This is a genomic window from Pedococcus sp. P2_A3 (assembly GCF_056405035.1).
The window spans coordinates 48,177-73,173 of the sequence record NZ_JBFUCW010000023.1 but is presented as its reverse complement, the minus strand read 5'-3'; the positions used below and the strand labels follow the sequence as shown (position 1 = coordinate 73,173).

Annotated in this window: 26 protein-coding genes; 14 read left to right on the top strand and 12 right to left on the bottom strand. The window is 69.9% G+C overall.

Going from position 1 to position 24,997, the window contains the following annotated elements:
* Positions 1 to 555: HNH endonuclease signature motif containing protein (locus AC1DX8_RS17330; RefSeq protein ID WP_477631190.1), on the top strand; the 555-nt coding region annotated here is incomplete at its 5' end.
* A gap of 197 nt (positions 556 to 752) precedes the next feature.
* Here the strand turns inward: AC1DX8_RS17330 and AC1DX8_RS17325 are convergent.
* Complete coding sequence (locus tag AC1DX8_RS17325) at positions 753 to 2,306, bottom strand: S53 family peptidase (RefSeq protein ID WP_477631189.1); 1,554 nt, start codon at positions 2,304 to 2,306, stop codon at positions 753 to 755.
* 158 nt (positions 2,307 to 2,464) lie between these two features.
* On the opposite strand from AC1DX8_RS17325, the gene AC1DX8_RS17320 reads away from it, so the two are divergent.
* Positions 2,465 to 3,805 (top strand): CoA transferase, encoded by a 1,341-nt coding sequence (locus AC1DX8_RS17320; protein ID WP_477631188.1) that lies wholly within the window; start codon positions 2,465 to 2,467, stop codon positions 3,803 to 3,805.
* On the opposite strand, the gene AC1DX8_RS17315 is transcribed toward AC1DX8_RS17320, so the two are convergent.
* The 4 genes from AC1DX8_RS17315 to AC1DX8_RS17300 are packed head-to-tail and all read right to left on the bottom strand — an operon-like array spanning position 3,802 to position 6,374.
* Complete coding sequence (locus AC1DX8_RS17315; RefSeq protein WP_477631187.1) at positions 3,802 to 4,551, bottom strand: energy-coupling factor ABC transporter ATP-binding protein; 750 nt, start codon at positions 4,549 to 4,551, stop codon at positions 3,802 to 3,804. The genes AC1DX8_RS17320 and AC1DX8_RS17315 overlap by 4 nt on opposite strands.
* Entirely contained in the window at positions 4,548 to 5,309 is a 762-nt protein-coding gene (cbiQ, locus tag AC1DX8_RS17310) for a cobalt ECF transporter T component CbiQ (protein ID WP_477631186.1), read from the bottom strand. Before cbiQ ends, AC1DX8_RS17315 begins: the two co-directional genes overlap by 4 nt.
* Before the next feature lies 1 nt (position 5,310).
* Positions 5,311 to 5,688 carry a PDGLE domain-containing protein gene (locus AC1DX8_RS17305; RefSeq protein WP_477631185.1) on the bottom strand — a complete coding sequence of 126 codons (378 nt, stop codon included), beginning with the start codon at positions 5,686 to 5,688 and terminating at the stop codon, positions 5,311 to 5,313.
* On the bottom strand, positions 5,685 to 6,374 hold the full coding sequence (locus tag AC1DX8_RS17300; protein WP_477631184.1) for an energy-coupling factor ABC transporter permease: 690 nt from the start codon (positions 6,372 to 6,374) through the stop codon (positions 5,685 to 5,687). Before AC1DX8_RS17300 ends, AC1DX8_RS17305 begins: the two co-directional genes overlap by 4 nt.
* A 147-nt stretch (positions 6,375 to 6,521) precedes the next feature.
* Between AC1DX8_RS17300 and bcp the strand changes: the two genes are divergently transcribed.
* Together bcp and AC1DX8_RS17290 are read left to right on the top strand one after the other, a co-directional pair.
* Positions 6,522 to 6,992, top strand: coding sequence for a thioredoxin-dependent thiol peroxidase (bcp, locus tag AC1DX8_RS17295; RefSeq protein ID WP_477631183.1), 471 nt, complete (start codon positions 6,522 to 6,524; stop codon positions 6,990 to 6,992).
* Positions 6,993 to 7,067: 75 nt separating this feature from the next.
* Positions 7,068 to 7,358, top strand: a complete 291-nt coding sequence (locus AC1DX8_RS17290; protein ID WP_477631182.1) for a DUF3618 domain-containing protein — start codon at positions 7,068 to 7,070, stop codon at positions 7,356 to 7,358.
* Between the two features lie 89 nt (positions 7,359 to 7,447).
* Here AC1DX8_RS17290 and AC1DX8_RS17285 read toward each other — a convergent pair whose 3' ends face one another.
* From AC1DX8_RS17285 to AC1DX8_RS17265, 5 genes are all read right to left on the bottom strand, one after another.
* Entirely contained in the window at positions 7,448 to 7,933 is a 486-nt protein-coding gene (locus AC1DX8_RS17285; protein WP_477631181.1) for a rhodanese-like domain-containing protein, read from the bottom strand.
* Entirely contained in the window at positions 7,930 to 8,415 is a 486-nt protein-coding gene (locus tag AC1DX8_RS17280) for a cupin domain-containing protein (RefSeq protein WP_477631180.1), read from the bottom strand. Before AC1DX8_RS17280 ends, AC1DX8_RS17285 begins: the two co-directional genes overlap by 4 nt.
* A 170-nt stretch (positions 8,416 to 8,585) precedes the next feature.
* On the bottom strand, positions 8,586 to 8,735 hold the full coding sequence (locus tag AC1DX8_RS17275) for a hypothetical protein (protein WP_477631179.1): 150 nt from the start codon (positions 8,733 to 8,735) through the stop codon (positions 8,586 to 8,588).
* 37 nt (positions 8,736 to 8,772) lie between these two features.
* Positions 8,773 to 9,516 (bottom strand): hypothetical protein, encoded by a 744-nt coding sequence (locus AC1DX8_RS17270; protein WP_477631178.1) that lies wholly within the window; start codon positions 9,514 to 9,516, stop codon positions 8,773 to 8,775.
* 58 nt (positions 9,517 to 9,574) lie between these two features.
* Positions 9,575 to 11,812, bottom strand: a complete 2,238-nt coding sequence (locus tag AC1DX8_RS17265; protein WP_477631177.1) for an MMPL family transporter — start codon at positions 11,810 to 11,812, stop codon at positions 9,575 to 9,577.
* 591 nt (positions 11,813 to 12,403) lie between these two features.
* Here AC1DX8_RS17265 and AC1DX8_RS17260 point away from each other — a divergent pair.
* Entirely contained in the window at positions 12,404 to 13,390 is a 987-nt protein-coding gene (locus AC1DX8_RS17260; protein ID WP_477631176.1) for an ABC transporter ATP-binding protein, read from the top strand.
* Positions 13,390 to 14,565 carry an ABC transporter permease gene (locus tag AC1DX8_RS17255; protein ID WP_477631175.1) on the top strand — a complete coding sequence of 392 codons (1,176 nt, stop codon included), beginning with the start codon at positions 13,390 to 13,392 and terminating at the stop codon, positions 14,563 to 14,565. Before AC1DX8_RS17260 ends, AC1DX8_RS17255 begins: the two co-directional genes overlap by 1 nt.
* A 52-nt stretch (positions 14,566 to 14,617) precedes the next feature.
* Here the strand turns inward: AC1DX8_RS17255 and AC1DX8_RS17250 are convergent, their stop codons facing one another.
* Positions 14,618 to 15,550, bottom strand: a complete 933-nt coding sequence (locus AC1DX8_RS17250) for a LysR family transcriptional regulator (protein ID WP_477631174.1) — start codon at positions 15,548 to 15,550, stop codon at positions 14,618 to 14,620.
* 69 nt (positions 15,551 to 15,619) lie between these two features.
* On the opposite strand from AC1DX8_RS17250, the gene AC1DX8_RS17245 reads away from it, so the two are divergent.
* The 8 genes from AC1DX8_RS17245 to hisD all read left to right on the top strand — a co-directional run bounded on the left by AC1DX8_RS17245 (position 15,620) and on the right by hisD (position 24,299).
* On the top strand, positions 15,620 to 16,717 hold the full coding sequence (locus AC1DX8_RS17245) for a YeiH family protein (RefSeq protein ID WP_477631173.1): 1,098 nt from the start codon (positions 15,620 to 15,622) through the stop codon (positions 16,715 to 16,717).
* Between the two features lie 97 nt (positions 16,718 to 16,814).
* Positions 16,815 to 17,624 carry a FadR/GntR family transcriptional regulator gene (locus AC1DX8_RS17240; protein ID WP_477631172.1) on the top strand — a complete coding sequence of 270 codons (810 nt, stop codon included), beginning with the start codon at positions 16,815 to 16,817 and terminating at the stop codon, positions 17,622 to 17,624.
* 94 nt (positions 17,625 to 17,718) lie between these two features.
* Positions 17,719 to 18,501 carry an ABC transporter permease gene (locus AC1DX8_RS17235; protein WP_477631171.1) on the top strand — a complete coding sequence of 261 codons (783 nt, stop codon included), beginning with the start codon at positions 17,719 to 17,721 and terminating at the stop codon, positions 18,499 to 18,501.
* A gap of 214 nt (positions 18,502 to 18,715) precedes the next feature.
* Positions 18,716 to 19,627, top strand: a complete 912-nt coding sequence (locus AC1DX8_RS17230; RefSeq protein WP_477631170.1) for a taurine ABC transporter substrate-binding protein — start codon at positions 18,716 to 18,718, stop codon at positions 19,625 to 19,627.
* Between the two features lie 5 nt (positions 19,628 to 19,632).
* Positions 19,633 to 20,427 (top strand): ABC transporter ATP-binding protein, encoded by a 795-nt coding sequence (locus AC1DX8_RS17225; RefSeq protein ID WP_477631169.1) that lies wholly within the window; start codon positions 19,633 to 19,635, stop codon positions 20,425 to 20,427.
* Positions 20,428 to 20,449: 22 nt separating this feature from the next.
* The gene (locus AC1DX8_RS17220) at positions 20,450 to 21,694 is read left to right on the top strand and encodes a threonine synthase (RefSeq protein WP_477631168.1); all 1,245 of its coding nucleotides are present in this window, start codon (positions 20,450 to 20,452) and stop codon (positions 21,692 to 21,694) included.
* Positions 21,691 to 22,971 (top strand): DegT/DnrJ/EryC1/StrS family aminotransferase, encoded by a 1,281-nt coding sequence (locus AC1DX8_RS17215; protein ID WP_477631167.1) that lies wholly within the window; start codon positions 21,691 to 21,693, stop codon positions 22,969 to 22,971. Before AC1DX8_RS17220 ends, AC1DX8_RS17215 begins: the two co-directional genes overlap by 4 nt.
* The gene (gene hisD / locus AC1DX8_RS17210) at positions 22,968 to 24,299 is read left to right on the top strand and encodes a histidinol dehydrogenase (RefSeq protein ID WP_477631166.1); all 1,332 of its coding nucleotides are present in this window, start codon (positions 22,968 to 22,970) and stop codon (positions 24,297 to 24,299) included. The genes AC1DX8_RS17215 and hisD overlap by 4 nt, the downstream gene beginning before the upstream one ends.
* Positions 24,300 to 24,487: 188 nt before the next feature.
* Here the strand turns inward: hisD and AC1DX8_RS17205 are convergent, their stop codons facing one another.
* On the bottom strand, positions 24,488 to 24,628 hold the full coding sequence (locus tag AC1DX8_RS17205) for a hypothetical protein (RefSeq protein ID WP_477631165.1): 141 nt from the start codon (positions 24,626 to 24,628) through the stop codon (positions 24,488 to 24,490).
* Positions 24,629 to 24,997: the final 369 nt, after the last annotated feature.

Here is a 24,997-nt window from a genome sequence, read left to right as displayed (position 1 = left end):
GACCAGGCGGGCCAGGCCAGTCCAGCCGGGGCCGGCGTGGGTGTGTACGAGGACCTCGGCGGGTGCGAGGAGCTCGACGACGGGGTCCTGCACGACCACGACGGCGACCTGTGGTTCGTGTCGGCGCACGCCGAGGTCCCCCTGCTCGGGTCGTTGCTGCCCGCCGACGTCGTCGCTCTCCTGTCCGACCCCGACACCACGATCCGCCTGGCGCGCAGCGACTCGGTCACCGGAGCCATCCGCTGGCAGGACACCCGCACCTACCGCCCCGGCGCCCGCACCGCCAGAGCCGTCCGCTCCCGAGACGGCACCTGCCGGTTCCCCGGCTGCGGCACCGCCGCCCGGCGCTGCCAGCTCGACCACGTCGTGCGACATCCCGACGGACCCACCACCGTCACCAACCTGCAGACCCTGTGCGCCACCCACCACGGGTTCAAGCACCATGCGGGCTGGCAGGTCGCCATGGACGAGCTCGGGGTCTGCACCTGGACCGCCCCCGACGGCCGCACCCACACCACCCATCCGATGGACCGCCACGCCTTCCGCGCCGCGTGACGCCCTGCTCAGACGGAGCTGCAGCCTCGGTCCGGCACGCCGTGCGGAGGTGAGTCCGCGAGCGCCCACCGGCTCCTGAAGGGGCGACGCGCGGAATCGAGTGAGAAGACCGTGAAGTCGAGTGAGAAAGACCCTGCGCGCCGACGTGATGCCGGTCCCGGGACGGGTGAACCGCCCCGGGACCGACTTCGGGTGACTCAGGGTGCCGCGGTGAGCCCCGCGACGTAGCCGGCCGCCTGCGGACTGCCCCACCCGGTGGTGAGGTCGTAGCCCGCGGTGGTCGGGAACCCGGGCACCGCACCCGGCGTGACGAACCCGTCCGCGCCGGTCTCCCACATCCGGTTGTCCTGCAGGACACCGCTGGGCGTGGTGCCGTAGGTGTGCGCCGTCACGTCGCTGAAGGCGCTGGCCCGCGGGAACCCGTTGGCGTAGATCGCCGCGTTGAGGTTGCCGATACCAGCCTTGTTCGCTGCCTTGCGCGACGCGTTCGCGATGGCAGTGAGGGCGGCGACCTGCGGTGAGCTCGCCGACGTGCCTCCGAAGACACCCCAGGCGGCAGGCCCTTCGAGCTCCGGGAAGTACGTGTGGAAGACGAGCACGCCGCCGTTGACCGCGGCGTTCCACGCAAGGTCGGGGACGCCCCGGTGGGAGCCGACGACGCCGGCCACGGACGACTGGAACGCCGGACGGGCGTAGACGCTCGACAGGCCCCCTCCGGTGCCGATCGACGCCCAGCTCTCGTTCCAGACGGCCTGGCTGCTGCCGCCCTGGTTCCACGCCCAGTAGAGGGGGTTGCGGCTGCCGTCGTCGTTGAACGGCTTGTCCTGGGTCGGGGCCCAGGTCCAGCCGGACTGCACCTGCGTGCCGCCCACGGACGTGACGTACGGGGAGGAGTTCGGGTAGCTCACGGACGGGTGGTCGACGAACACACCCTGGTGGTGGGCGCGGCCCACCCCGAGCGACCCGTCGTCACCCGACGAGGCGAAGAAGGTGTCGTGCTTGGCCAGCCCGCGCTGGAAGGTCTGGTCGAACTTCGCGAACTGGCTCGACGCCGAGGCGCCGCCGAAGGCCTCCTCGCTGGTCCCGAACGACATGGAGAAGACGGTGCCGGCCGGGTACTTCGCGATGGCCCAGTCGATGACGTTCATGAAGTTGGGCATGCCCTGCACGCCCTGGGTCTCCGCCACCGGGGTGGCCACGAGCACGATGTGCGCCTTCGGGGCGATGGCGTAGGCCCACTGGACGTCGAGGTTGGCCTCGCCCGCCCAGCTGTCGGCCGACGTCGGTCCGGCGGTGCCACTGCCGTTGCCCGTGGCGTGCGTGTAGTCCACCTTGCCCAGGGGGAAGACTGCCTCGAAGTCGGGTGCCGGACCGTGGAAGGTCTTGGCGAAGAAGGCGACATCGTTCGCGGCGGTGGGGCTGCCGTAGGAGTCGACGAGAACGATCGTCTGCCCGGCGCCGTCGGTCGTCGCCTCCGTCAACGGTGCGAGCCCGTAGAACTCGCGGATCTGGTCGGGGGTGTAGCAGTGGATGGTCGTGCTGACGCGTCCGTCGGGAGCGGGCCGCGTGCAGCTCGCCGGGCCGGCGGAGGCGGACCCCGCACCGGCAGCGTGGAATGCGGACTCAGGTGCTCGTGCAGACAGTGACGTGCCGGTGGACACCGGTGCGCTGGTGCCGGCCAGGGCAGGTGCCCCGGCGGCGAGGCCGAGGCATCCCGCGACGACTGTCGCGAGACCGATTCGTAGGGTCATCGTGTGCTCCCGTGATGGTTGGGTGGGGCCTCGTGGTCCCCTGGTGACACCGTGGGTGGGGCGTCCCCCCGAAGGCTCCGCCCAATGGCTGAGGGCGGCCCATGACAAATGTCATGGGCCGCCGGGACGACGGTTCTCCYGGGTCCTAGAGTCGACCTGTGAACCACCTGCTGCGCGAGGTGCTCCCGGCCCTGGGCCTCGACGAGGGGTATGCCGCGGCGCACCTCGAGCTCGCGCCGGGCAGCTCCCTGCCGTCCGCCCTCCCGGTCACCACCCTGGCCTGTGGCGCGGTGGCGGCCGCTGGCCTGGCCGGTGCGGCGTTCCGTGGTGCGCAACGGGTGCACGTCGACCCGCGTCAGGTGGCGGTGTCGTTCCGGAACGACCAGGTGCAGACCATCGACGGCGCCCGAGTGCCCGGGTTCGCCCCACTGTCAGGCTTTTTCGCGGCGAGTGACGGCTGGGTCCGCACCCACGCCAACTACCCCCACCACCGGGTGCGGCTGCTGCGAGCACTGGGGCTGACCGAGGGAGCCACCCGTGACGACGCCGTGGCTGCGGTCGCCGGTCGGCCGGCCCAGGAGGTCGAGGACCTCGTCACCGCAGACCAGGGGATCGCGGTGCGGGTGCGGACGCTGACCGAGTGGATGGCGTCAGAGCAGGCCCGGGCCGTCGCGGGGCACGACGTGCTCACCGTGCGGTCAGTGGGCGAGGCGCCTGCCACCGCGCGCGCCGAGCGGCCACGCGTCCTCGACCTCACCCGGGTCCTCGCGGGACCCGTCGCCACGCGGGCGCTGGCCCAGCTCGGGTGCGACGTGCTGCGGGTGGACAGTCCACACCTGCCCGAGCTCGACGCGATCCACCTCGACACCGACTCCGGCAAGCGCTCGACCCTCGTGGACCTCCAGGACGAGCACGCCCGACACCGCCTCCACGAGCTGCTGGCGAGCGCCGACGTCCTCGTCACCGGCTACCGGCCGGGGGCGCTGACCGGCTTCGGACTGGACGCCGAGCGCCTCGCCGCCCAGCACCCCCACCTGGTCTGCGCCAGCCTCAGCGCCTGGACCACCAGCGGGCCGTGGGGTGCGCGTCGCGGGTTCGACAGCATCGTGCAGGCGGCCACGGGGATCTCCTGGGTCGAGTCGCCCGATGGCACGGTGCCCGGGGCGCTTCCGGCTCAGGCGCTCGACCACGCGACCGGCTACCTGCTGGCAGCGGGAGTCCTCTCCGCGTTGCGCCGCCGCGCCGAGCAGGGAGGCACCTGGCGGGTGGAGGCCCACCTGGCGCGCACCGCCCACTGGCTGCTGCAGACCGACGCCCTCGACGGCCCTTCCGCCCCGGTCGACGACCTCGGCCCGTGGACGGCTGGTGCCGACACGGCATACGGACGGGTGGTGCAGGCTCGCCCGGCGTTCACGCTCGACGACGCGCCTCGGGAGTTCGCGTGGGTGGGGCGTCGCTACGGCGCCGACGAGGCGGTGTGGGAGGACCGACCCCGCTAGGAGGCCGGGATGGTCCGCGGGTCGAAGCCGAAGGGCAGCTCGAGCCGGTGTGCCGACATCAGGGCGTCGTCGGTGAGCACGTCACGGGTGGCGCCATCGGCCACCACGACGCCGTCGGAGAGCACCACCGACCGGGGGCAGAGCTCGTAGGCGTAGGGGAGGTCGTGGGTGACCATGAGGACCGTGACGTCGAGCGACCGGATGATGTCGGCCAGCTCCCGCCGCGAGGCGGGGTCGAGGTTGGAGGACGGTTCGTCGAGGACGAGGATCTCGGGTTCCATGGCGAGCACCGTGGCCACCGCGACCCGCCGCCGCTGGCCGAACGACAGGTGGTGCGGCGGCCGGTCGACGAAGTCGAGCATCCCGACCTGGTCGAGGGCCGCGACCACGCGGGCCTCCAGCGCTGCCCCACGCAGGCCGAGGTTGGCCGGGCCGAACTCCACGTCGGCGCGCACCGACGGCATGAACAGCTGGTCGTCGGGGTCCTGGAACACCACGCCGACGCGCCGGCGCACCTCCATGAGGTTGGGCTCGGTCACCGGGAGGCCGGAGACAGACACCGACCCCGCCCCGGCCGTCAGGATGCCGTTGAGGTGCAGCACCAGGGTGGTCTTGCCCGCGCCGTTGGGTCCGAGGAGGGCGACGCGTTCGCGTTGGTGCACATGGAGATTCACGCCGAACAGGGCCTGGTGCCCGTCGGGGTAGGCGTACGCCAACCCGCGCACGTCGAGCACAGGGGCGGTCACCGGACCACCACCACGAGCAAGGTGGCCAGAGCCGCAGCCGGGAGCAGGCCGGCCACGCGCCACTGCGCGGCCGTCGCCGTGGCGGGGTGGGTCACCGGCAGCGACCCCGTGTAGCCCCGGGAGAGCATCGCCAGGTGGACGCGCTCGCCGCGCTCGTAGGAGCGGATGAACAGCGCTCCCGCCGTTGTCGCCAGCACCGGCCACGCACGCACCGACCGGGCCTGGAAGCCGCGCGACTCACGGGCCACCTTCATCCGCCCCAGCTCACCGGTCACGACCTCGAGGTAGCGGACCATGAACCCCATGATCTGCACGAGCTGGCTGGGCAGATGCAGTCGCTCGAGGCCGGCGACGACGTGCCGCGGCTCGGTGGTGGTGGCCAGTACGAGCGACGCCATCACGCCGAGGGTGCCCTTGGCCAACAGGGCCCACGCGCCGAGCAGGCCGTGCTGGGACAGCTGGAGCGGGCCCAGGGAGGTTCGCGGCCCGGTGGCGACGAACGGCATCAGCAGGGCGAACACCACGAACGGCGCCTCGACCACCATCCGCCTGGCGAAGTAGCCGAACGGCACCCGCGAAGCGCGCTGGGCGACGAGGACGAGCAGGAGGTAGACGGCATACGCGACGAAGGCGGTGCGTGGCGTCAGGACGACGGTGAGGACGAACGCCACGAGGGCGAGCAGCTTGAGGTGCGCCGGCAGGCGGTGGACGGGGGAGTGCCCGTGGAAGTGCAGGTGGTGTCCGTGTCCTGCGCCCATCTCAGGCGTCGCTCCGCTCGGTGGGGTCGTCGGCGGGGGCGGCGCAGACCTTCGCGTCGCTCGTGGCGTGGTCACGTCGCCGCACGGCGAGGAAGAGGCCGCCGGCGATGACGAACACGAGGGCACCGCCGACGATGCCGGCCACACCGCCGGAGATCCGCGCGTCGCCGATGCCGCGGGTGGTGTAGCCGGCGAACGGAGAGCCGTCGCTCGCGTGCGGTCCTGCGGAGCTGGCGAAGCCCTTCTCCCTCGCGACGGCCATGAGCCCGTCGGGGTGGCTCGAGGCGTAGTAGGACACCACGCCAGCCAGGACGAAGCACACGAGGGCGCCCACCACCATGAGGCGCTTGGTGGAGACCCGCGGGCGTGGTGCGGTCATGCCGCTACCCCGTCCCGGATCGTCAGGGTGCGGCGCTCGAGGCTGGGCCGGGCTCCGTGGACGAGGTCGGGTCGCACCACGACGATGCTGAAGACCGCCAGCCCGGTGATGACCGCCTCGCCGAGGCCGATGATGCTGTGCACGCCCACCATCGCCGTGGCCACCGTCGAGAACGGCACGTCGACCGTGCCGCCCAGCTCGAAGAGCACGGAGAAGGCGAACGCGGCCGTCGGCACGGAGAGGAGGGCTGCCACGGCTGCGGCTGGCACCACCATGAGCGGGCGCGACGGCAGGACCCGGCGCAGGACGACGAAGACGAGCCAGCCCACCCACACCCCGACCAGGCCCATCAGCGTGATGTTGGTGCCGAGCGCGGTGATCCCACCGTCGGCCATCAGGGTCGCCTGGACGAGCAGGACCACCGTGATCGACAAGGTGGCCGTGCACGGGCCGACCAGCACGGCGGCCAGCGCCCCGCCGAGCAGATGACCGGAGGTGCCTGCCGCGATCGGGAAGTTGAGCATCTGGGTGCAGAAGATGAAGAGCGCGACCAGCCCCGCGAGGGGGGCGGTGCGGTCGTCGAGCTCACGGCGAGCCCCGCGCAGGGCCAGGGCCACCCCGGCGGCGGCGACGACGGCGGTGCCCACCGACGTGGGGGCGTCGAGGAAGCCATCGGGCACGTGCACGGGTTGCTCCTTGGGGTGGGTCTGGTCCGCAGGTCGGTCCTGAGGTGTTCGCCGTCGGGCTGGGATAGGTTGGGAGCCGCTGGTGACAGCCACGTTATTGCAACTCACTCGCAATAACACTATCCGGACGACGAGGAGCACACAGCAGTGGCCGAGCGACTGACCGCAGGTGACACCGCCCCCGACTTCACCCTTCCCGATGACAAGGGCGGCGAGGTCTCGCTGTCCGACCTGCGCGGCCGCAAGGTGATCGTCTACTTCTACCCGGCCGCCATGACCCCCGGGTGCACCACGCAGGCCTGCGACTTCAGCGACAACATCAACACCCTGCACCAGGAGGGCTACGAGGTCCTCGGGATCTCGCCCGACAAGCCGGAGAAGCTCGCGAAGTTCCGCGAGAAGGACGGGCTGACCATCACGCTGCTCTCCGACGCCGACCGGTCAGTCATGGACGCCTACGGCGCCTTCGGGGAGAAGATGCTCTACGGCAAGACCGTCGAGGGCGTCATCCGCAGCACCGTCGTGGTCGACGAGGCCGGCAAGGTCTCGAACGCCTGGTACAACGTCAAGGCCACCGGACACGTCGCCAAGCTCCGCCGTGACCTGGGGCTGGCCTGACGCCCGACCTCCCCGTTGGCCCGACCTCCCTCTTCGCCCGACCCAGACCCCGCTCGACCTACCGAGGAGCTCCGCATGAGCGACAACCCCAGCCGGAACGGCTCGTCGGGGGACAGCCGGTCCGTCGACCAGATCGAGGCCGACATCGCCGCGGCCCGGGCGCGGTTGGCAGGCACCGTCGACGAGCTGCACACCCGCACGGCCCCGCAGGAGATCGCCCGTCGTCAGGTCGAGTCGGCGAAGGCGAAGCTCACCGAGGCGACCCGCACCGAGTCCGGTGACCTGCGCACCGAGCGCATCGCCGCGCTGGCCGCTGCGGCCGTCGCCCTCATCGGGCTCGGGGTCCTGCGCCGCCGGCGCGGCTGAGCCACACCTTTCAGGCGAGGTATGCCGCGGGCAGGCCCCGCGGCATACCTCCGCTCGTCACCGCGTCACCGCGTCACCGTGTCGCACCGTCACTGGGCGACCGGCAGGCCCGCCTCGCGCCACGCGCGGAACCCGCCGGCGACGTCGGTTGCGCGGTGGATCCCCAAGCGCAGCAACGCATCCGCGGCCAACGACGAGGTGAAACCCTCTTGGCAGAGGACGAGCACCCGCGCGTCGAAGGACGCGACGTCGTGTCGCGCGTCGTGTCGCGGGTGGAAGCGCCACTCGAGGACGTTGCGCTCCACCACGAGCGCTCCCAGGTGCGGCGCGACCTGGCCCTCGACCAGCCTCTGGGCAGCCGGGCGGATGTCCACGAGTACGGCCCGGCCGTAGAGGACCTCCTGGTAGGCGGCGCGTGCGCTCACCCGGTCGAGGCGGCTGCGGGCGTCGCTCAGCTGGTCGTCGATCCCGGCGTACGTCGGGGCGTCCCAGCCCCGGCCGATCGGCTGCGCCCGCGTCGTCGCCGTCGGGTCGCTGAACAGCCGGGTCTCCCAGTGCACCGTCGTGGCGGTCACCACTGCTCTCCCGCCCGCTCGATCCCGGTCTGCCTCAACGTGCCGTCGAGCAACGCGTAGCGGGTCATCCCGCGCAGTGCGGGGGAGTACACGTGGACCGACAGGGCCGGCACGTCGCCGAGGTTCGTGACGTTGTGCACGTGGTGCGGCCCGAAGCTGCGACCCTCGCCTTCCCAGAGGTAGCGGTCGTGTGCGGTGCCCCCGGACCAGGACTGCTCGGCGAGCTCACCCTTGGCGGTGAGGAAGGCGCCCTCGGACTGCAGGTGGTCGTGCCACCCGGTGCTCGCGCCCACCGGCCAGCTGATCAGCCAGATCTCGAGGTGCTCGGTCGCGTCGAGGCGCTGCCAGCTCCGCTCGGTGCCGGCGGGGTCGACCAGGCGGTCGAGGTCGGGGTCGGTGGCGAAGAGCCGCGCGGTGCGCAGCAGCTGGCTACGGGTGAAACGGTTGACGCCGGGGGTCCCGGCGGTGGTGATGGCGGTCATGGAACTGCTCCTGTTCGGTGGTCTGGATGTCGGAATGCGAGGCGAGGCAACACATTCGGTGACAGACAGAGCCCTGGGTCAGGTGCAGGTCGAGGTGGATGCGGTGGTATGCCGCGTGGCTGGCAAGGGTGGTGCTCATGGCTTCGTCTCCGGTGCGGTAGGGCGCTCGCTCAGATGGAGCGCCGGCTGGTGCGGGCTGGGATCAGGCGCAGCAGCAACACCGCATGACGCCGCAGCACATGGAGGCCATGTGCGTGGCGGTCACCGCGGTGGTCGAAGACATGGCACCAGTGGACCACGGGCCGCCGCGGCTCGTCCACGGCGACCCATCCTCGTCTCGCAGGACGGGACGTCGGGTCAGTGGCCCCCGGGGCTGGGGAAGCGCGACTCCTGGCGGATCGAGGCGAACGACCGCTGGCCGATCACGAGCTGACCTGCCACGTAACCGACGCCACACACGACACCGGTGACCACCACCACGGCCGACGCCGCATCGACCGCATCGGCCACGAGCGCGCCGAGCGTCCCGGCGACGATGGCGTTGACGACAGTGAGGAAGATGCTGGTGCTCCCGGCGACATGGCTCAGCGTCGACCGGGGCCACCCCATGTGGTAGGTGACCATGAGCCCACGGTGGTCGTCGTGGGGTGAGGTGATGAAGTACGGCGCGAGACTGGGGTCGAGGTCGAGGTAGGCCGCACGGAGACGGTTCATGCCCAGGATGCAGGAGGCGTCGTCTGCGCTGGCGTTGACCACGCGGACCTGGGTCAGGCTCCCCATGACGAGCACGGCGGCCGCGAGCCCGATGGCCATCACCTTGAAGGCGGTGTCGAACCCGGATGCCTGGGCGAACAGGGCCAGCACCACGAGGGACGCCGAGGCCACGGTGAGGTGGATCGTGATCCGGCTCATCACCTCCGACCACGTCATGCTGCGGGTGGCCAGCAGGCTCCAGTGCTCGGTGGCCAGGATCTGCGCTCGGACTCCGGCCGGGATCTCGTGCGATGGGCCGGCCCCGTCTGGTGCGCTAGTGGCCCAGACCGGCTCGTCCCTCCCGAGCTCGGGGACGGACGGTGGTAGCTCCGACGGCGATGCAGTCACGACGGCCCTCCTGACGACGACTCCCTGCGGCCAGTGTGCTCCCGCGGGGGACCTCTCGTCAGGCGGGCTGCGTGGATCCCTCTGGGACCTCCTCGCGCGAACCCGCCGCGTCGGCTTCGGACCCTCCGAGCTTGCGCGGCCAGGCGCTGAAGCCGCCCAGCAGCGACAGGAGCGCCGGGACGAGGACCGCACGCACGACCAGTGCGTCGATGAGGACGCCGAGCGCCATCACGAAGGCCAGCTCACGGAACTGCCGGAGGGGCACGATGGCCAGCATCGCGAAGCTCGCCGCGAGCGTCACGCCCGCGGCAGTGATCGCGCCCGAGGTCTCGGGCACCCGCTCGGCGATGGCCTTGCGCAGGGTGGTGTGCTTCGCCCTGGTCCAGACGTGGCCCACCCCGTAGATGTTGTAGTCCGAGCCCAGGGACAGGAGGAGCACCGAGGCGGCGAAGGGCACGTAGAACGCCACCCCGTCGTGACCGAGCCGGTCCTGGAAGACCAGGCTGAGGCAGCCCAGGGAGGCGGCGAGGGCGAGCACGCTGCAGCCGAGCAACAGCACCGGCGCCACGACCGCCCGCAGGAACACCATGAGCAGCACCAGGTTCACCACCARCACCGCGACGCCGATGCGGCGGAGGTCGGCGTTCGTCGCGGCCACCAGCTCGCTGGCCACGGCGGTGTCGCCCGCGACGCCGTAGCGGGCTCCGTCCAGCCCTGCCTTCTGCAGCAACCCGGGCATGGCCGCGGAGATCCGGTTCAGGTCGCTGATCGCAGTGGGACCCAACGGGTCGTGGTCGAGGACGACGAGGAAGCGGGCGGCGTCTCCCTTGTCGGTCACCAGGGCGCCGCGGACCACCTCGTCGGGCAGCGCGTCAGGGCTCAGCACCCCGGCCACCCCCGGCTGCTGCCCGAGCTCCTGGCCGAGTCGGGCAAGCTTCTCCCGGTCCGCGCCGACGGCACTGCCCTGGAGCAGCACCTCGGTGGGGCCGATGATGCCCGGCGCGAAACCCGACGCCGCCGCCTGCGCAGCGCGGTGCGGAGCGCTGTCAGCGGGGAGGGAGGCGACGAAGGACACCCCCAGCCGCAGGCGCCCCGCGTCGGCCGAGAGCGCCGCGAGCCCGACCACGCAGGCGCCTCCGAGGACGAGCGCCACCACCCTCACCGTGAGGACCCGAGCGGCCACCTTGGCCACGGGGGAGGTGCCCCTGCGACGGGGCTTCGTGGGCCAGAAGAGCGCGCGACCGAAGATGGCCATCAGGGCCGGCAGCAGGGTCAGGGAGACGACCACGGCGGACAGCACGGACAGCGAGAGGACCGGCCCGAAGGCGCGGAAGAAGCCGGACTTCGCCACGAGCATCGACGCGCTGCCAGCCGCGACCGCGATCCCGGCGACCAGCACGATCCGGCCGGTCTGCGCGGCCGAGGCCTTGGCCGCTGCCACCCTGTCCAGACCGCTCTCGAGTCCGCTGCGCATGCTGGAGAGGTAGAAGATGGCGTAGTCGGTGACGATGCCCAGCACCAGGGCGAGCACGAGTGGTTTGAGCTCCTCGGGCGCGCCGCTCGCCAGGAACCCCCCGGCGTAGTTGGTGACCCGGACGGCCAGGAAGTACGAGGCCGCGGCGGTCACCAGGGCGACCAGCGGTGCCACCACCGACCGGAACTTGAGCGCGACGATCCCGATGACCGCCACGAGCGTGGCGCACTCGAGCAGCAGGAGGTGCCCGTACAGGATCTTGGACTGCTCGAGCTGCGCGGGGACCGTGCCCGTGACGCCCACGAAGTGGTCGTCGGGCTGGTTCACGTGCTGACGAGCGAACGTCTTCGCGGCGCCGACCTCGTCGGCGAAGGTGGTGCCCGGTTTGGTGAAGACGTAGCTCAGGGCCGTCGTGTCCTTCTCCGACGCGGAGGGAAGTGCGTTCTGGGTGTTGGCGATCGGGACGACCGCCACGATGGGCCCGACGTCGCCGATGGTGTGCTTGGCCACGCCCACCGCGCGCTCGACAGCCCGCTGCTGGGCTGCCTGCGAGAGGCCGTTCGCGTCCCGCTGGACCAGCATGGTGCGGGAGAGGACGGGGAAGCCGAACGCCTTGGCGGACGCCGTCTCCGTCGCGATGGCGCGGCTGTCGGGTGGGGCGAAGCCGCCGAGGTCAGCGTTCGAGGAGTTGGCTGGAAGCCAGAACGCCGCCCCGACCAGAAGCACGGCCCACCCCGCCACCAGGAACCAGCGGAACGTGACCACGAGCCACGCGAAGAGCCTGGCGAGACCGCCGGCCTCGGACGTGCGCCAGGACCTCATCGTTGACCCTTCCACCCTGAATGCATGGAGAAGGACTACCCCACTTCGCCGTCCGGCACACCCCGGCGCGCCCACCGGGACCAGTTGCGTGGGGAGGTGGCTCCACGACGAGAGTGGGGAGGTGGCTCCTCGACGAGACGGGCGCTGCCCTGCCCCGCGGTCCTCGACGTCCACCGGCGCCACACCCTGGCACGGCGAAGGCCCCGGACCATCTTGAGAATCGTCCGGGGTCTCGTCTGCGCAGCCGACGTCGCCACGCACAGCCGGTGAGGGCCCCTGCCACTGCGCCCTTCGTCGAGGGCGCTCCCTCTGGGCGTGAGCCCGTCGGGACCTGGAGTGGATCCTGCTCTCCTCGGCGCCGCTGCCCTTGCGGGCTGCGACACCTCCTTTGTCTCACGCCCGGGGAGAGCAGGGCAGGGCCCTTGGTCCCGTCGTCAGCGGGGAGCTCGTCCACCGGGTACCCCACGCGGCGGGCTGTCCTCAGCCGCTCCGATGTCACGAAGGAGTCATGTCCCCGGAACTCCCCGACGGGACCTTCGGCCCTCATCGCGACAGCGTCGAGCGACCAGAGTGGGCCGAGATGGAGGAACGATGGCCATTCACGCCGCTCGACCTGCTCGGTCCGCGAGGGCCGGGCACACGGTCGCGGTCTCCCCACGACCGGGGCGCGACCTCGAGGTGCGCGAGGTCAGCCACGCCTTCGGCGACCGTCTCGCGCTCGACCACGTCTCCTTCGGCGTCGTCCCCGGGGTGATGACCGGCCTGCTCGGGCCCAACGGCGCCGGCAAGACGACGCTGATCCGCATCCTGTTGGGGGTGCTCCAGCCACAGCACGGCGAGGTCCGGATGCGTGGCGAACCCCTCACCGGGAGTGCTCGTCACTCGTGGGGCTACATGCCGCAGGAGCGCGGTCTCTACCCGGCCATGAAGGTCGGGGAACAGGCCGTCTTCTTCGCGCGCCTCCACGGCCTCTCGCGACTCGACGCGGAGCGGAGGGCCAGGCTCCTGCTCGAGGAGCTCGACCTGGCGGCCCGCTGGGACGACCGCACCGACAAGCTGTCCGGTGGACTGCAGCAGCGGCTGCAGCTGGCCACCGCCCTCGTCCACGACCCTGAGGTCATCGTGCTCGACGAGCCCTTCGCCGGCCTCGACCCCGTTGCGGTGGCACGCCTTTCGCAGAGCCTTCGCCAACGGACGGCCGCTGGGTGCATCGTGTTGTTCTCGAGCCACCAGCTCGACCTTGTGCAGGACCTGTGCGAGGACATCGCCATGGTCGATCGTGGTCGCCTCGTGCTCCAGGGCGAGGTGTCCACGCTCCGCGCGTCCTCCGGACGCCGCGAGCTCAGGCTCCACCTGGAGTCGCCTGACCGAACGTGGCTGCAGGCCTTCCCCGACGTGCGCTTGGTGAGCGTCTCGGCCGATGAGCTGCGCCTCGGTGTCGAGCCCGGTACCGATCCGCTCGACGTGCTCGACGCGGCCCGGCGCGTCAGCCGTGTCACGGACTTCGGCCTCGACCTGCCCACGTTGTCAGAGCTCTTCCTCGAGGCCGCCCAGTCGGACCGGGAGCAGGTGCCGTGATGGGCGCCTGGTGGTCGGGCACGCGTCTCGTCTGGAAGCGAGGCCTGGTCGAGAACGTGCGCTCGAAGACCTTCAAGGTCGTCATGGCGGTGCTGCTGCTCCTGTCCGTGGCCGCAGTGACCCTCCCTCAGCTGCTGGTGGGCAGTACCCCCACGTACACGCTGGCCACGGTCGGCAGCGCACCGGCGAACATGGTCGCTGCCCTGGATGCCGCACAGCGCAAGGGTGACTTCACGATCGAGTACCTGGCCCGGAGTGGCCCCGACGAGGTGAGAGCTGCAGTCAAGGTCGGCGATGCAACGGTCGGGCTGGCCGACCACACGCTCTACGCAGCGGCGGATGGTGCCGGCACGTTCCCGGTGGTCGTGGCGCAGGCGGTCGTCAGCATCGAGGTGGCGGACAAGCTGGCCCGCGCGGGACTCACCGCGCAGCAGGTGGCCGACCTGCAGTCCATCCAGCCGCCCACCCAGGTCACGGTCTCGCCCGCGACCGACGAGACGCGGGCGGGCGTGGGCTTCGCGGTGGGCGTCGCGCTCTACATGGCGCTGCTGTTCGGAGGGAGCGCAATCGCCTCCGCCGTCGCACAGGAGAAGGCGAGCCGCATCTCGGAGGTGCTGCTCGTGGTCCTGCGCCCCAGCCAGATCCTGACGGGGACCGTCCTCGCGGTGGGCACGGTGACGCTGGCCGAGCTCCTGGTCCTCGCGACGCCCGTCCTGGTCGCCGTTCAGGTCCGCGACGACAGCAGGCTGCCTCCCGTCGCTGCGGGCGACATCACCCTCGGAGTGGCCTGGTTCGTGATCGGCTTCGCGCTCTACGCCTTCCTGTATGCCGCGTGCGGCGCCCTCGTCAACAAGGTCACCGAGGTGAGCAGCGCCGTGATGCCCATCGTCATGGTCATGGCGGCCGCCTATGTGGCGTCGATCCTGGTGACCACCGAGGACCCCACCAGTGGCTGGAGCCGCTTCATCGCGGTGTTCCCGCTGACGTCGCCCATCGGGATGCCCTTCCTGTGGGCTTCGGGGGAGGCCAGTGGTTACCTGCTCGTGGTCTCGATGGCCCTGGCGATCCTCACGGCCGGGGGCGTGATCTGGCTCGCCTCTGCGATCTACCGCAGGGGACTGCTGATCACCGGCCGCCGCGTCCGCGTCCGCGACGTGATCGCGGGTCCGGCGTGAGCTACCGATCCGTCTTTGGCAGGTGGTCAGCGACGCGGGCGCGTTAGCGCGCTCAGCGACGCGGCCCGGTCTCCGGGCTTCTCTGAGCATCCCGGAAGCTGCGTCCGGCGATGGCGACGAGGTCGGCAGCGACGCCGTCCAAGCGACGCGGCCCGGCCCAGATCGCACGCAGGGGTCGATGTAGGTCGAGATCCGCCAAGGGCACGATTCGCATCGTCCCTGCCGCAACCGACTCTGCCACGGCGAGCCGACTCAACACCGCGGGTGCGGTGCCAGCGGCAACACTGACACGCACCGCGGCATTGCTGGGCATCTCCAGCACTGGCACTATCGGGCCCGCCGGGGACAGCGCCTCGTCGAGGGCCGTGCGCGTTCCGGAGCCACGTTCGCGCGTGACCAGCGCTGTGCTGGCGAGTTCTTCTGCGCTGACCGGCCGGCGTCGCCGGGCCCAAGGATGACTGCGCGCGACCACGAGGACGAGCTCGTCTGCACCCACTTGGAGGTGATGGACCCCGCGGGGAGTGGCAGGGGACTCGGTGAAGCCGACCGCGCATCGCCCATGGAGGACGTCTTCAATGACCTCCGCGGTGTTGTGCACGTGCACCACGACCGAGGCGTCCCGCTGGTTCTGGCGCAGGGTGGAGAGCCACAGGGGAAGGAGGTGCTCGGCCACGGTCTGGCTGGCCGCGACCGTGATCGTGGCCCCCCCTTGCTGGCGCAGGCCCACTGCGCCGTCCGCCAACGTGCTCGCAGCCACCAAGACCTCCCGCGCCCACTGAACGACGAGCAAGCCCGCGGGCGTCAACGTCGCGCCGGTGGTGGCCCGGTGCACCAACGGCAGCTCGAAATGTCGTTCGAGTCGTGCGATCGACCTGCTGGCGTTGGGTTGCGCCACCCGTACGGCACGGGCAGCGGCGCTGAGGCTGCCATGGTCGGCGATCGCGACCAACAACTCCAGTGCGGTCAGGTCCGGCCACGAGCGCATATCCGGAGGATATATCGCTATGGCGATCGTGGGCTACCCACGTGCGTCATGCACGGCGAGCCTTGGACCATGACAACGGAGCCGTCGGTCCCCACGATTCATGCAGGTCCGCCGACCCGCCCGGCCCACAGGGTCGTGGGTGTCCTGCCGGGTCTGGGACTCACGGTCGTTGTCGCAGCGGTCGCCACGGTGCTCGGTCTGCTGGCCCCCACCATCGGAGGCCCGGTCATCGGCATACTCCTGGGAATCGGCGTCGCCGCAGTGGTTCCCTCACTGCGCGGTGCTCGGTGGTCGCCAGGGGTGGCCTTCGCCGCGCGACCAGTCCTGCAGTGCTCGATCGTGGTGCTGGGCACCGGACTGTCCCTGTCCATGGTGCTGCACGTCGGCGTCCGGTCGCTGCCCGTGATGGTGGGCTCCCTCGTGGTGTCCCTGGTGGGTGCGCGGATCGTCGGTGGGTGGCTCGGCGTCGCTCGTGACACGCGCACCCTCATCGGTATCGGTACGGGCATCTGCGGAGCCTCGGCGATAGCCGCAGCGACGGCGGTGCTCAAGCCCAAGCAGGCGGATGTGGGCTACGCGATCGGGACGATCTTCCTCTTCAACATCGCAGCAGTGTTGCTGTTTCCGCCGATCGGACACCTGCTCGGCATGACTGGAGCCTCGTTCGGGCTGTGGAGCGGGACCGCGGTGAACGACATGTCGTCCGTGGTTGCCTCGGCCGTGAGCTTCGGTGACGATGCAGGTCCCACTGCGGTGGTGGTGAAGCTCACCCGCTCCCTGATGATCATTCCGATCGTCATGACACTCGCGCTTCTCGTCTCCCGTCGGGAGCAGAGGGGTCAGCGGAAGGTCGGCGAGCGGTTGACTGGTGGTCGACGCTGGCGGACCGGGTCATTGCCATGGAGCCGCCTCGTGCCGCTGTTCCTGATCGGCTTCGTCGCCGCTGCCGCTCTGAACACCATCGGCTGGGTCCCGAAAGGCTGGCACCCCGCCTTGTCGACTCTCGGCACCTTCCTGATCACGGTCGCCCTTTCGGGCATCGGACTGACGATCCGCCCCGTCGAGATGCGGGCCGCCGGACCTCGGCCCTTGCTGCTCGGGGGAGCCCTCTGGGTCGCGGTGAGCCTCACCAGCCTTGGCCTTCAAGTCGCGACTGGATCGCTGTGACGTCTTACGCGGGTTGCCTGTCTGTAAGGTTGACAGGCAACCAAACAACCCCCATGATCGGCGTATGGCGAATCCAGGGAGCTCTTCCTTCGGGCCGGTGGCGCGCGCCCCTCAGGTCAGTGCCTCGATTGCCGAGCAGATCCTGTCCCGGATCAAGGCCGGCGAGCTGCCAGTGGGCAGCCGCCTTCCCACTGAGGCCGACCTGGCGCGGGACTTCGGCGTGAGCCGCCCATCCGTGCGCGAGGCCCTTGCGGCCCTTCAGTTCGCAGGGCACGTGGAGTCACGCCGCGGGTTCGGCACCGTCGTCGTGAACGCCGACATGGCAGCCACCTCCGAGGAGCACCGGCTGCCACTCCAGAGCCTGCGTGAGGCGGTGGACCTGCTCGAGACCCGGCTCGTGCTGGAGCCCTACGCGCTGGCTTCGGCCGCGGAGGACCCGGACCGGGCCGCCTTGAAGAGTGCTCGCCGGCTCATCGACGGCATGCATGCGGCTGTGGACGAGCCTGGGCTGCACGCATCGACGGACATCCTGGTGCACCGCTCGCTGCTTGCCGCCTGCCGCAACACCGTGCTTCGCGACGCCGCGACCCGTCTGGTCGAGATGTCGCTCGACCCGATGCTCACCACAGCGCGCACCCAAGCATGGGCGTCTGTTGATCTCCCGCACCGGTGGACCGACCACCACGAGGCTGTGTACAAGGCGATCCATGACGGTGATCCTGCGGGGGCGCGGGCTGGATGCCTTGAGCACCTCGCCTCCGTCGTGGCGAACCTCGCGGCTGCCACGGCGGGCGATCCCGAGCTCGACCACCGGATGCGAAAGCTCCTGTCCGATGTGGGCCTCTCGCACTGGACGGCTCCTACCACCTCCAACGAAAGCGTTGAATCGCATGTCCGCGACCTCTGAGCTCTCACGCAGTCAGCCCACGGAGGGCAGTCGGACGCCGGCGCCCGGGGTGCGACCGTGGTCCGGTCTCTCACCAGCCTCGCGACGGTGGGGGATGAGGCTGTTCACCCTCGTGCTGTTCCTCGGGCTGTGGTTCGCGATCACCGCCCTGGAGCTCGTCAAGCCGCTCTACCTCCCGCCGCCTTCGGCCGTCTGGTCTGCATTTGTCAGAGCGAATACCGATCACCCCATTGCCGAGGGCGTCGACCGGGTCGTGCGGGGGGAGCAGAACTACTACCTGTGGGAACACCTGGTGGCAAGCCTGCAGCGCATCGGCGTCGGTGTCGGGGCCGCGATCATCGTCGGAATCCCGGTGGGTCTGCTGATGTCCACCGTCCGGTGGATCGGCGTGGTCGTCGAGCCGTACCTGCACTTCCTGCGGTCACTACCTCCCCTGGGGTACATCGGTCTTCTGATCGTGTGGTTCGGGATCGGCGACACGTCCAAGATCTGGCTGCTGTTCCTGGCGGCCTTCCCACCCATCGCGATGGCCACCATCAGTGGGGTCCGTGGGGTCCGGGAAGACCAGATCAACGCCGTCTTGAGCCTGGGTGCCTCGAAGACGCAGTCGATCGTCCACGTCATGGTGCCGTCCACTCTTCCGGAGGTCATGACAGGAATCCGAGTCGCCACGGGTTTCGCATGGACCTGCGTGGTCGCCGCGGAGCTGAACAACGGCATCCCGGGCATCGGTGGCCTCGCCTACCTGTCGGGAACCGAGCTCAACACCCCCCTGACGGTCGCCTGCATCATCGTCATCGGCATCGCCGCAGTCGTGCTCGACGGCGTCCTGAAGTTCATCGAAAAAACCCTTGTGCCGTGGCGCGGCAAGGCCTGACTGACCGCTTGGAACACCGCTCTCTTTGCCCTCACCTCCCAGATGGAGATCCACCATGAACAGTTCGTCGCGTGTCCGTACGGCTGCCACAGGCGCCGCCATCGTTGTGGCCTTCTCGCTCAGCGGTTGCGTACAAGGAGGGCGGGACTCCTCTGCAGTCGGCGCCCCGAAGAGTGCCTGCCCATGGACGCCGGACACCTCGGTCAAGGTCCCGGTGAAGCTGGGTTGGCAGGCCAGCCCGACCGGCGACCTGGTGGTCAAGGACATGAAGCTGCTCGAGACCTGCATGCCCAACGCGAAGATCACCTGGGCTCAGTTCTCCTCCGGCGCCGACGTCATCCAGGCCTTCGGGGCCAAGAGCATCGACATCGGCATGCTCGGGTCCTCACCGACGACCATCGCCCTGTCCCAACCCTTGCAGATGCCCATCAAGGTGGTCTGGATCCAGGAGGTCATCGGCGACGCCGAGTCGCTGGTCGCTCGCGACCCGTCCATCACCAGCCTCGCCGGCCTCAAGGGCAAGACGGTCGCCGTCCCGTTCAGCTCGACCTCCCACTTCTCGCTCCTGCAGGCCTTGGACGGCGCCGGGCTGAAGCCCGGACAGGACGTGAAGCTGGTCAACCTGGCACCCGACGCGATGCTGGCAGCCTGGAGCGGCAAGCAGATCGACGCCGCATGGGTGTGGAATCCCGTGCTCAGCCAGCTTGAGAAGACCGGAAAGCGCATCTACTCCAGCGCTGACACCGCCAAGGCCGGGAAGCCGACGTACGACCTGTCGGCTGCCACCGCCGACTTCGTCTCCAAGAACCCGGCCTTCATGAAGCAGTGGGCCAAGGCTGAGGACTATGCCGTGGGCCAGATCCTCAAGGAGCCAAGCAAGGCCTCAGAGGCCATCGCCATCCAGATGGGGGTCTCCCCCAAAGAGGTCGGTGACCAGCTGAGCGGCTACCTGTACCTGCCGGCGAGTGAGCAGGCAAGCAACAAGTGGCTCGACGGCAAGCTGGGCAAGGACCTGTCCGTGACCGCCAAGTTCCTGCTCAGCCAGGGCTCGGTCAAGGGCGTCAGTCCGGAGCAGTCCTACCTCGACGCAGTCGACCCCGGTCCTGCTGCTTCCGCGAAGGGGTAGGGGCCGTGAGTAACGACCGCACCGTGTCGGTGAACCAGCTCAGCCATTACTACGTCAGCAAGGGTGACACGGTCCACGCGCTGGCCGACATCGACTTTCGGATCGGCTCTGGGGAGTTCCTCTGTCTCGCCGGTCCTTCGGGCTGCGGCAAGACCACCCTGCTGCGCCTCATGGCAGGCTTCATGTCGCCAGCCGAGGGCTCCATCACCGTCGACGGGAAGCCCGTCACCAAGCCGGGCGCGGACCGGGGTGTGGTGTTCCAGCAGCCCACCCTGTTTCCGTGGCTCACCGTTCGCGAGAACGTCGAGCTAGGACCCAAGCTGCGCGGTGTGGATGGCGAGCAGCGTCGGGCGGACGCAGAGAAGTACCTCGCCCTGGTGGGCCTGACCGACTTCGCGTCGCGTCGCCCGTACGAGCTCTCCGGCGGCATGCAGCAGAGGTGCCAGATCGCCCGAGTCCTCACCAACGATCCCCACATCATCCTCATGGATGAGCCGTTCGGGGCCCTCGACGCACTCACCCGGGAGCGACTCCAGAACGAGCTCCTCGAGATCTGGCGTGCCACCGGCAAGACGATCGTCTTCATCACGCACAGCGTCGACGAGGCCGTCTTCCTCGGCTCCAGGGTGATGGTGATGAGCCCGCGCCCTGGACGCATCGTCCTGGACCGGCCGGCCRTGTTCTCCGAGCCGGGTCAGCCCATCGACCCGTCTGACATCCGGGCCCTGCCGGCGTTCGTGTCCCTGACCGATGAGGTCCGTGATGCCATCCACGGCGCCACGGCCGCCCCCACCACCTGACCACGACAGTCGAGGAACTCCCATGACGCCATACAGCTACCTGTCCCACCTGGAGTGCGCCCGCTGCGGCCGACGGCACGATGCCACCGTCGCTCAGGGTCTGTGCACTGAGTGCTCCTCCCCGCTCCTGGTGCGCTACGACCTGCCCGCACTGAAGTCGCAGGTGAGTCGTGACGATCTGGCCGACCGAGCCTGGGAGCTGTGGCGCTACCACGAGCTGCTGCCGTCCTCGGGCGCCAAGGAGGAGCTGCACCTGGGTGAGGTCGTCACGCCGCTGCTGCGGATGGATCGCTACGCCGCGGACCTCGGGCTCGACGAGCTCTGGATCAAGGACGAGAGCGCCACGCCGACGAGCACCTTCAAGGCGCGGGGCGCGGCGGTGGGCGTCTCTCGAGCCCGCGAGCTCGGCATCACCAAGATCGCGATGCCGACCAACGGCAATGCCGGCGCCGCTTGGGCGTCCTACAGCGCACGGGCAGGGATCGAGGCGCTGATCGTCATGCCCGAGGATGCCCCCCACATCACCCGGGCGGAGTGCCTCAACGCCGGCGCACAGGTACACCTGGTCGACGGGGTGATCAGCGACGCCGGCGCGATGGTCGCGGCCGCAGTGGCTGACGGAGACTGGGTGGACGTGGCCACGCTCAAGGAGCCGTACCGCATCGAGGGCAAGAAGACGATGGGCTTGGAGATCGTCGAACAGCTCGGCTGGACGTTGCCCGACGTGGTCGTGTACCCCACCGGCGGCGGGGTCGGCCTCATCGGGATCCACAAGGCCATCACGGAGCTCCTCGAACTCGGGTGGGTCGAGGGCGCCATGCCCCGTTTCGTGGCCGTGCAGTCGACCGGCTGCGCCCCGATCGTCGCGGCCTTCGACCAGAACGCACCTGAAAGCACCTTCTGGCCCAACTCCGAGACCCTCGCCTTCGGGATCAACGTGCCTAAGGCGTTGGGCGACTTCATCGTCCTCGACGTCCTCTACACGTCCAAGGGCCGAGCCGTCGCCGTCGCCGATGAGGACGTGCTGACCGAGCTGCGCTCCCTGGGCGAGAAGGAGGGACTGTTCATCTGCCCCGAGGGCGCCGCCGCGCTGGTCGCGACCCGGCAGCTCGCTGACGAAGGGTGGATCGCGCCGACGGACCGTGTGGTGGTGCTCAACACTGGCGCCGGCATCAAGTACCCGGAGTGCGTCGACATCAACCTGCCTGTCCTTGCTCCGGGCACCAAGCTGTCCGACCTCGGCACCCAGACGGGCCACACGCAGTGAGCGAGAGCTTTAGAGCAGACCACCCGCCGGGCCACCGTCCTGCTCGTCTGGACGTCGACCTCGCGACTCCTGACCCCATCCCGGAAGAGGGCGTCGCCCGGGCCAGTGAGCTGCTCCGCAGCGGTCAGCTGTTCCGTTATGGCGAAGTCAGCGGATCCGAGTCGGAGGCGGCCCTGTGGGAGAGCGAGTTCGCCCACTTCGTGGGAAGGCGTTATGCGTTGGGAGTCAACTCCTGCGGCGCGGCGCTGTACCTCGCCCTGCACTGCCTGGGAGTTCGGGTCGGGGACCCGGTGCTGCTCAACAGCTGGACCTTGGCGCCGGTGCCGGGTGCGATCCAGCACGTCGGTGCCAAGGCGGTCCTCGTAGAGACCACCCCTGACCTGACCATCGATCTCGCCGACCTTCGGCGTCAGGCCGAGGCGCACCCGGGCAGCGTCCTGCTCCTCTCCCACATGCGCGGTCACGTGGCTGATCTCGAGGCCGTCTCGCGCATCTGCCGCGAATACGGCCTGCGCCTGGTGGAGGACTGCGCACACTCCTTGGGCGCGCGTTGGGATGGGCAGCCGACCGGAACCTTCGGTGACGTCGCCTGCTTCAGCACCCAGACCTACAAGCACCTGAACTCCGGTGAAGGGGGGGTGCTCGTCACCGATGATGCCGACACCGCTGCACGGGCCATCCTCGCGTCCGGGAGCTACATGCTCTTCGGACAGCACACGAGCCGGCCAGAGCTGGACCGCTTCGACGCCTTGGCTCCGCTCGAGCCCAACCACAGCATGCGGCTCACCAGCCTCGCCGCAGCCGTGTTGCGGCCCCAGCTGCGCACGCTGCCGGCGCGCATCGAGCAGTGGAATGCCAGGTACGACCGCCTGAGTGAGGGCCTGTCACGACTGCCGGGGCTGCGCCTCACTCGACGCCCTCCAGAGGAGGAGTTCGTCGGCAGCTCCCTCCAGTTCTTCGCCGAACAGCTGACGCCAGAACAGATCTCACGTTTCTGCGCGACGACGGATGAGCTCGGCGTCCATGTCAAGTGGTTCGGTGCGCCGCAGCCCCTCGGCTTCACGAGCACCTATCGCTCGTGGCGATACGCGCGGTCGGCCGACCTGACGGGAACCGACCACGTGCTGTCGACCCTGCTGGACATCCGGATCCCCGTCGCGCTCCCCCTGGATCGGTGTGACGACATCGTCGCGATCATCGCGTACGCCCTGACCCGTGCGGCCGAGCCGCAGGCCCTCAACCCCCTACCCTCTGACGAACTCGGGAGCACATCATGACCATCACGTACCTGAAGAAGGCGAGCCCCAAGGCCGTCAGCGAGGACGAGGAGACCACCGCGCTCGTCGCGGGCATGCTCAAGGAGATCGAGGCGGGCGGCGAGGACGTCGTGGCCAGGTACTCCCAGCAGCTCGACGGGTGGTCGCCGGAGTCCTTTGTCGTCAGCGCCGAGCAGATCGAGCTGGCGGGACGCCAGCTGTCGGAACAGACTCGCGAGGACATCGACTTCGCCCTGTCGCAGGTCCGCGGCTTCGCGCTCGCTCAGCGGGGCACCCTCCACGACCTGGAGCTCGAGCTCAGCCCGGGCCTGGTCGCAGGACACCGACACATCCCCGTCGGCGTTGCTGGGTGCTACGTGCCAGGTGGCCGCTACTCGCACGCTGCCTCGGCCGCCATGAGCATCGGCACGGCCAAGGCGGCAGGCGTGCCGTTCGTCGTCGCCTGCTCCCCGCCGCGCGGCGAGGGTGGGATCCACCCGGCCTCCCTGTACGCCATGGCCCACGCAGGTGCCGATGTGATCCTCGCGCTCGGCGGCGTCCAGGCCATCGCGGCAATGGCGTTCGGGCTGTACACCGGAAAGCCGGCCGACGTGCTCGCCGGGCCCGGGAACCGCTTCGTCGCAGAGGCCAAGCGTCTCCTGTTCGGCCGAGTCGGCATCGATGTCTTCGCCGGCCCGACCGAGGCCCTGATCATCGCGGACGACACCGCCGATCCGTGGCTGGTGGCAGTGGACCTCGCGAGCCAGGCCGAGCACGGCCCCGACTCGCCGACCGTTCTCGTCACCACCTCTCGTCGTGTGGCTGAGGCGGTCCTTGAGTTGATGCCCGCGGCGATCGACCCGCTGCCGACCGCTACCGCAGCAGCCACCGCCTGGCGGGACTGCGGCGAGGTCATCCTGTGCGACAACCGGGAGGAAGCCGCACAGGTCTCCGACGAGATCGCCTCCGAGCACGTCGAGGTGCACGCTGCGGACCTGGACTGGTGGCACGACTCCCTACGCAACTACGGCACCCTCTTCCTCGGCGAGGAGACCGCGGTCTCCTACGGCGACAAGTCCGCTGGCCCGAACCACATCCTGCCCACCAAGGAGGCCGCCAAGTACACGGGTGGCTTGTGGGTGGGCAAGTTCATCAAGACGCTGACCTTCGAGAACATGACCCGCGAAGCAAGCCGGGACATCGGCCAGGTCGTCGCCCGGATCTCACGCGTCGAGGGGATGGAGGGTCACGCTCGGGCCGCTGACGTCAGGCTGCAGAAGTACTTCCCCCACGAGCAGTTCGTCCTGACCCCGCAGGCTGACCTGCCCCAGGGAACCCTGCACGCCTGAGGGCTGCCGGCCCCGGCAGCCAAATGGGTCTCGCATAACGGCCCTGTCACGCGGGCGGAAAGGGGGCAAGTCGCCTCGGCCATCCACCGACGCGTCCTGCTGGTCGCCGCGCCCGCGTCCTCGACGTGATCTCGCGTGCTGCGTGACCACCTGGGCTGCTGCGGTCACCGCGCCACACAGTCGGCTGTTCATCCGCGCGGTCGGGCGGCGAGCGCGGCGCCTTCCCTAGAGAAGGCGGTGACCCCCGCGAGGTCGGTGACGCCCGCGACGTCGGTGAGCTCCTCGACGAGGCGGGCGGCGCCGAAGGGGGCGTTCCAGAAGTCTCCCATCAGGGCGCACCCGCAGCCGCAGGTCGCCGGTCTCGCGGAACCGTGGGCCGGCGAGCTCCGGCTCGGCCAGGCCGTTCAGGCATCGGCGGGTCTGCGTGTAGGTGTGGGCCGCGTCGGCCATCGCATCCTCGCGAGCTCGGTGTGACACCGGCGTGTCCTGGTGACCACAGCATCTCGCAGACGACACGAGCGATCTGTCGACGACACGAGCGCTGTCGGGGTTGCGCGCGTCCTTCCGAACGAGGAGCCTGCCGACCCGCAGGCTCCCACTTTCTGTGACAACGTCGGGAGTCGATGTCGAAGAGCTTGCCCGTTGTTCGACGTACGTGCGACAGAGCGCCAACCCCCCAATCGGAAGGACTGAACGAC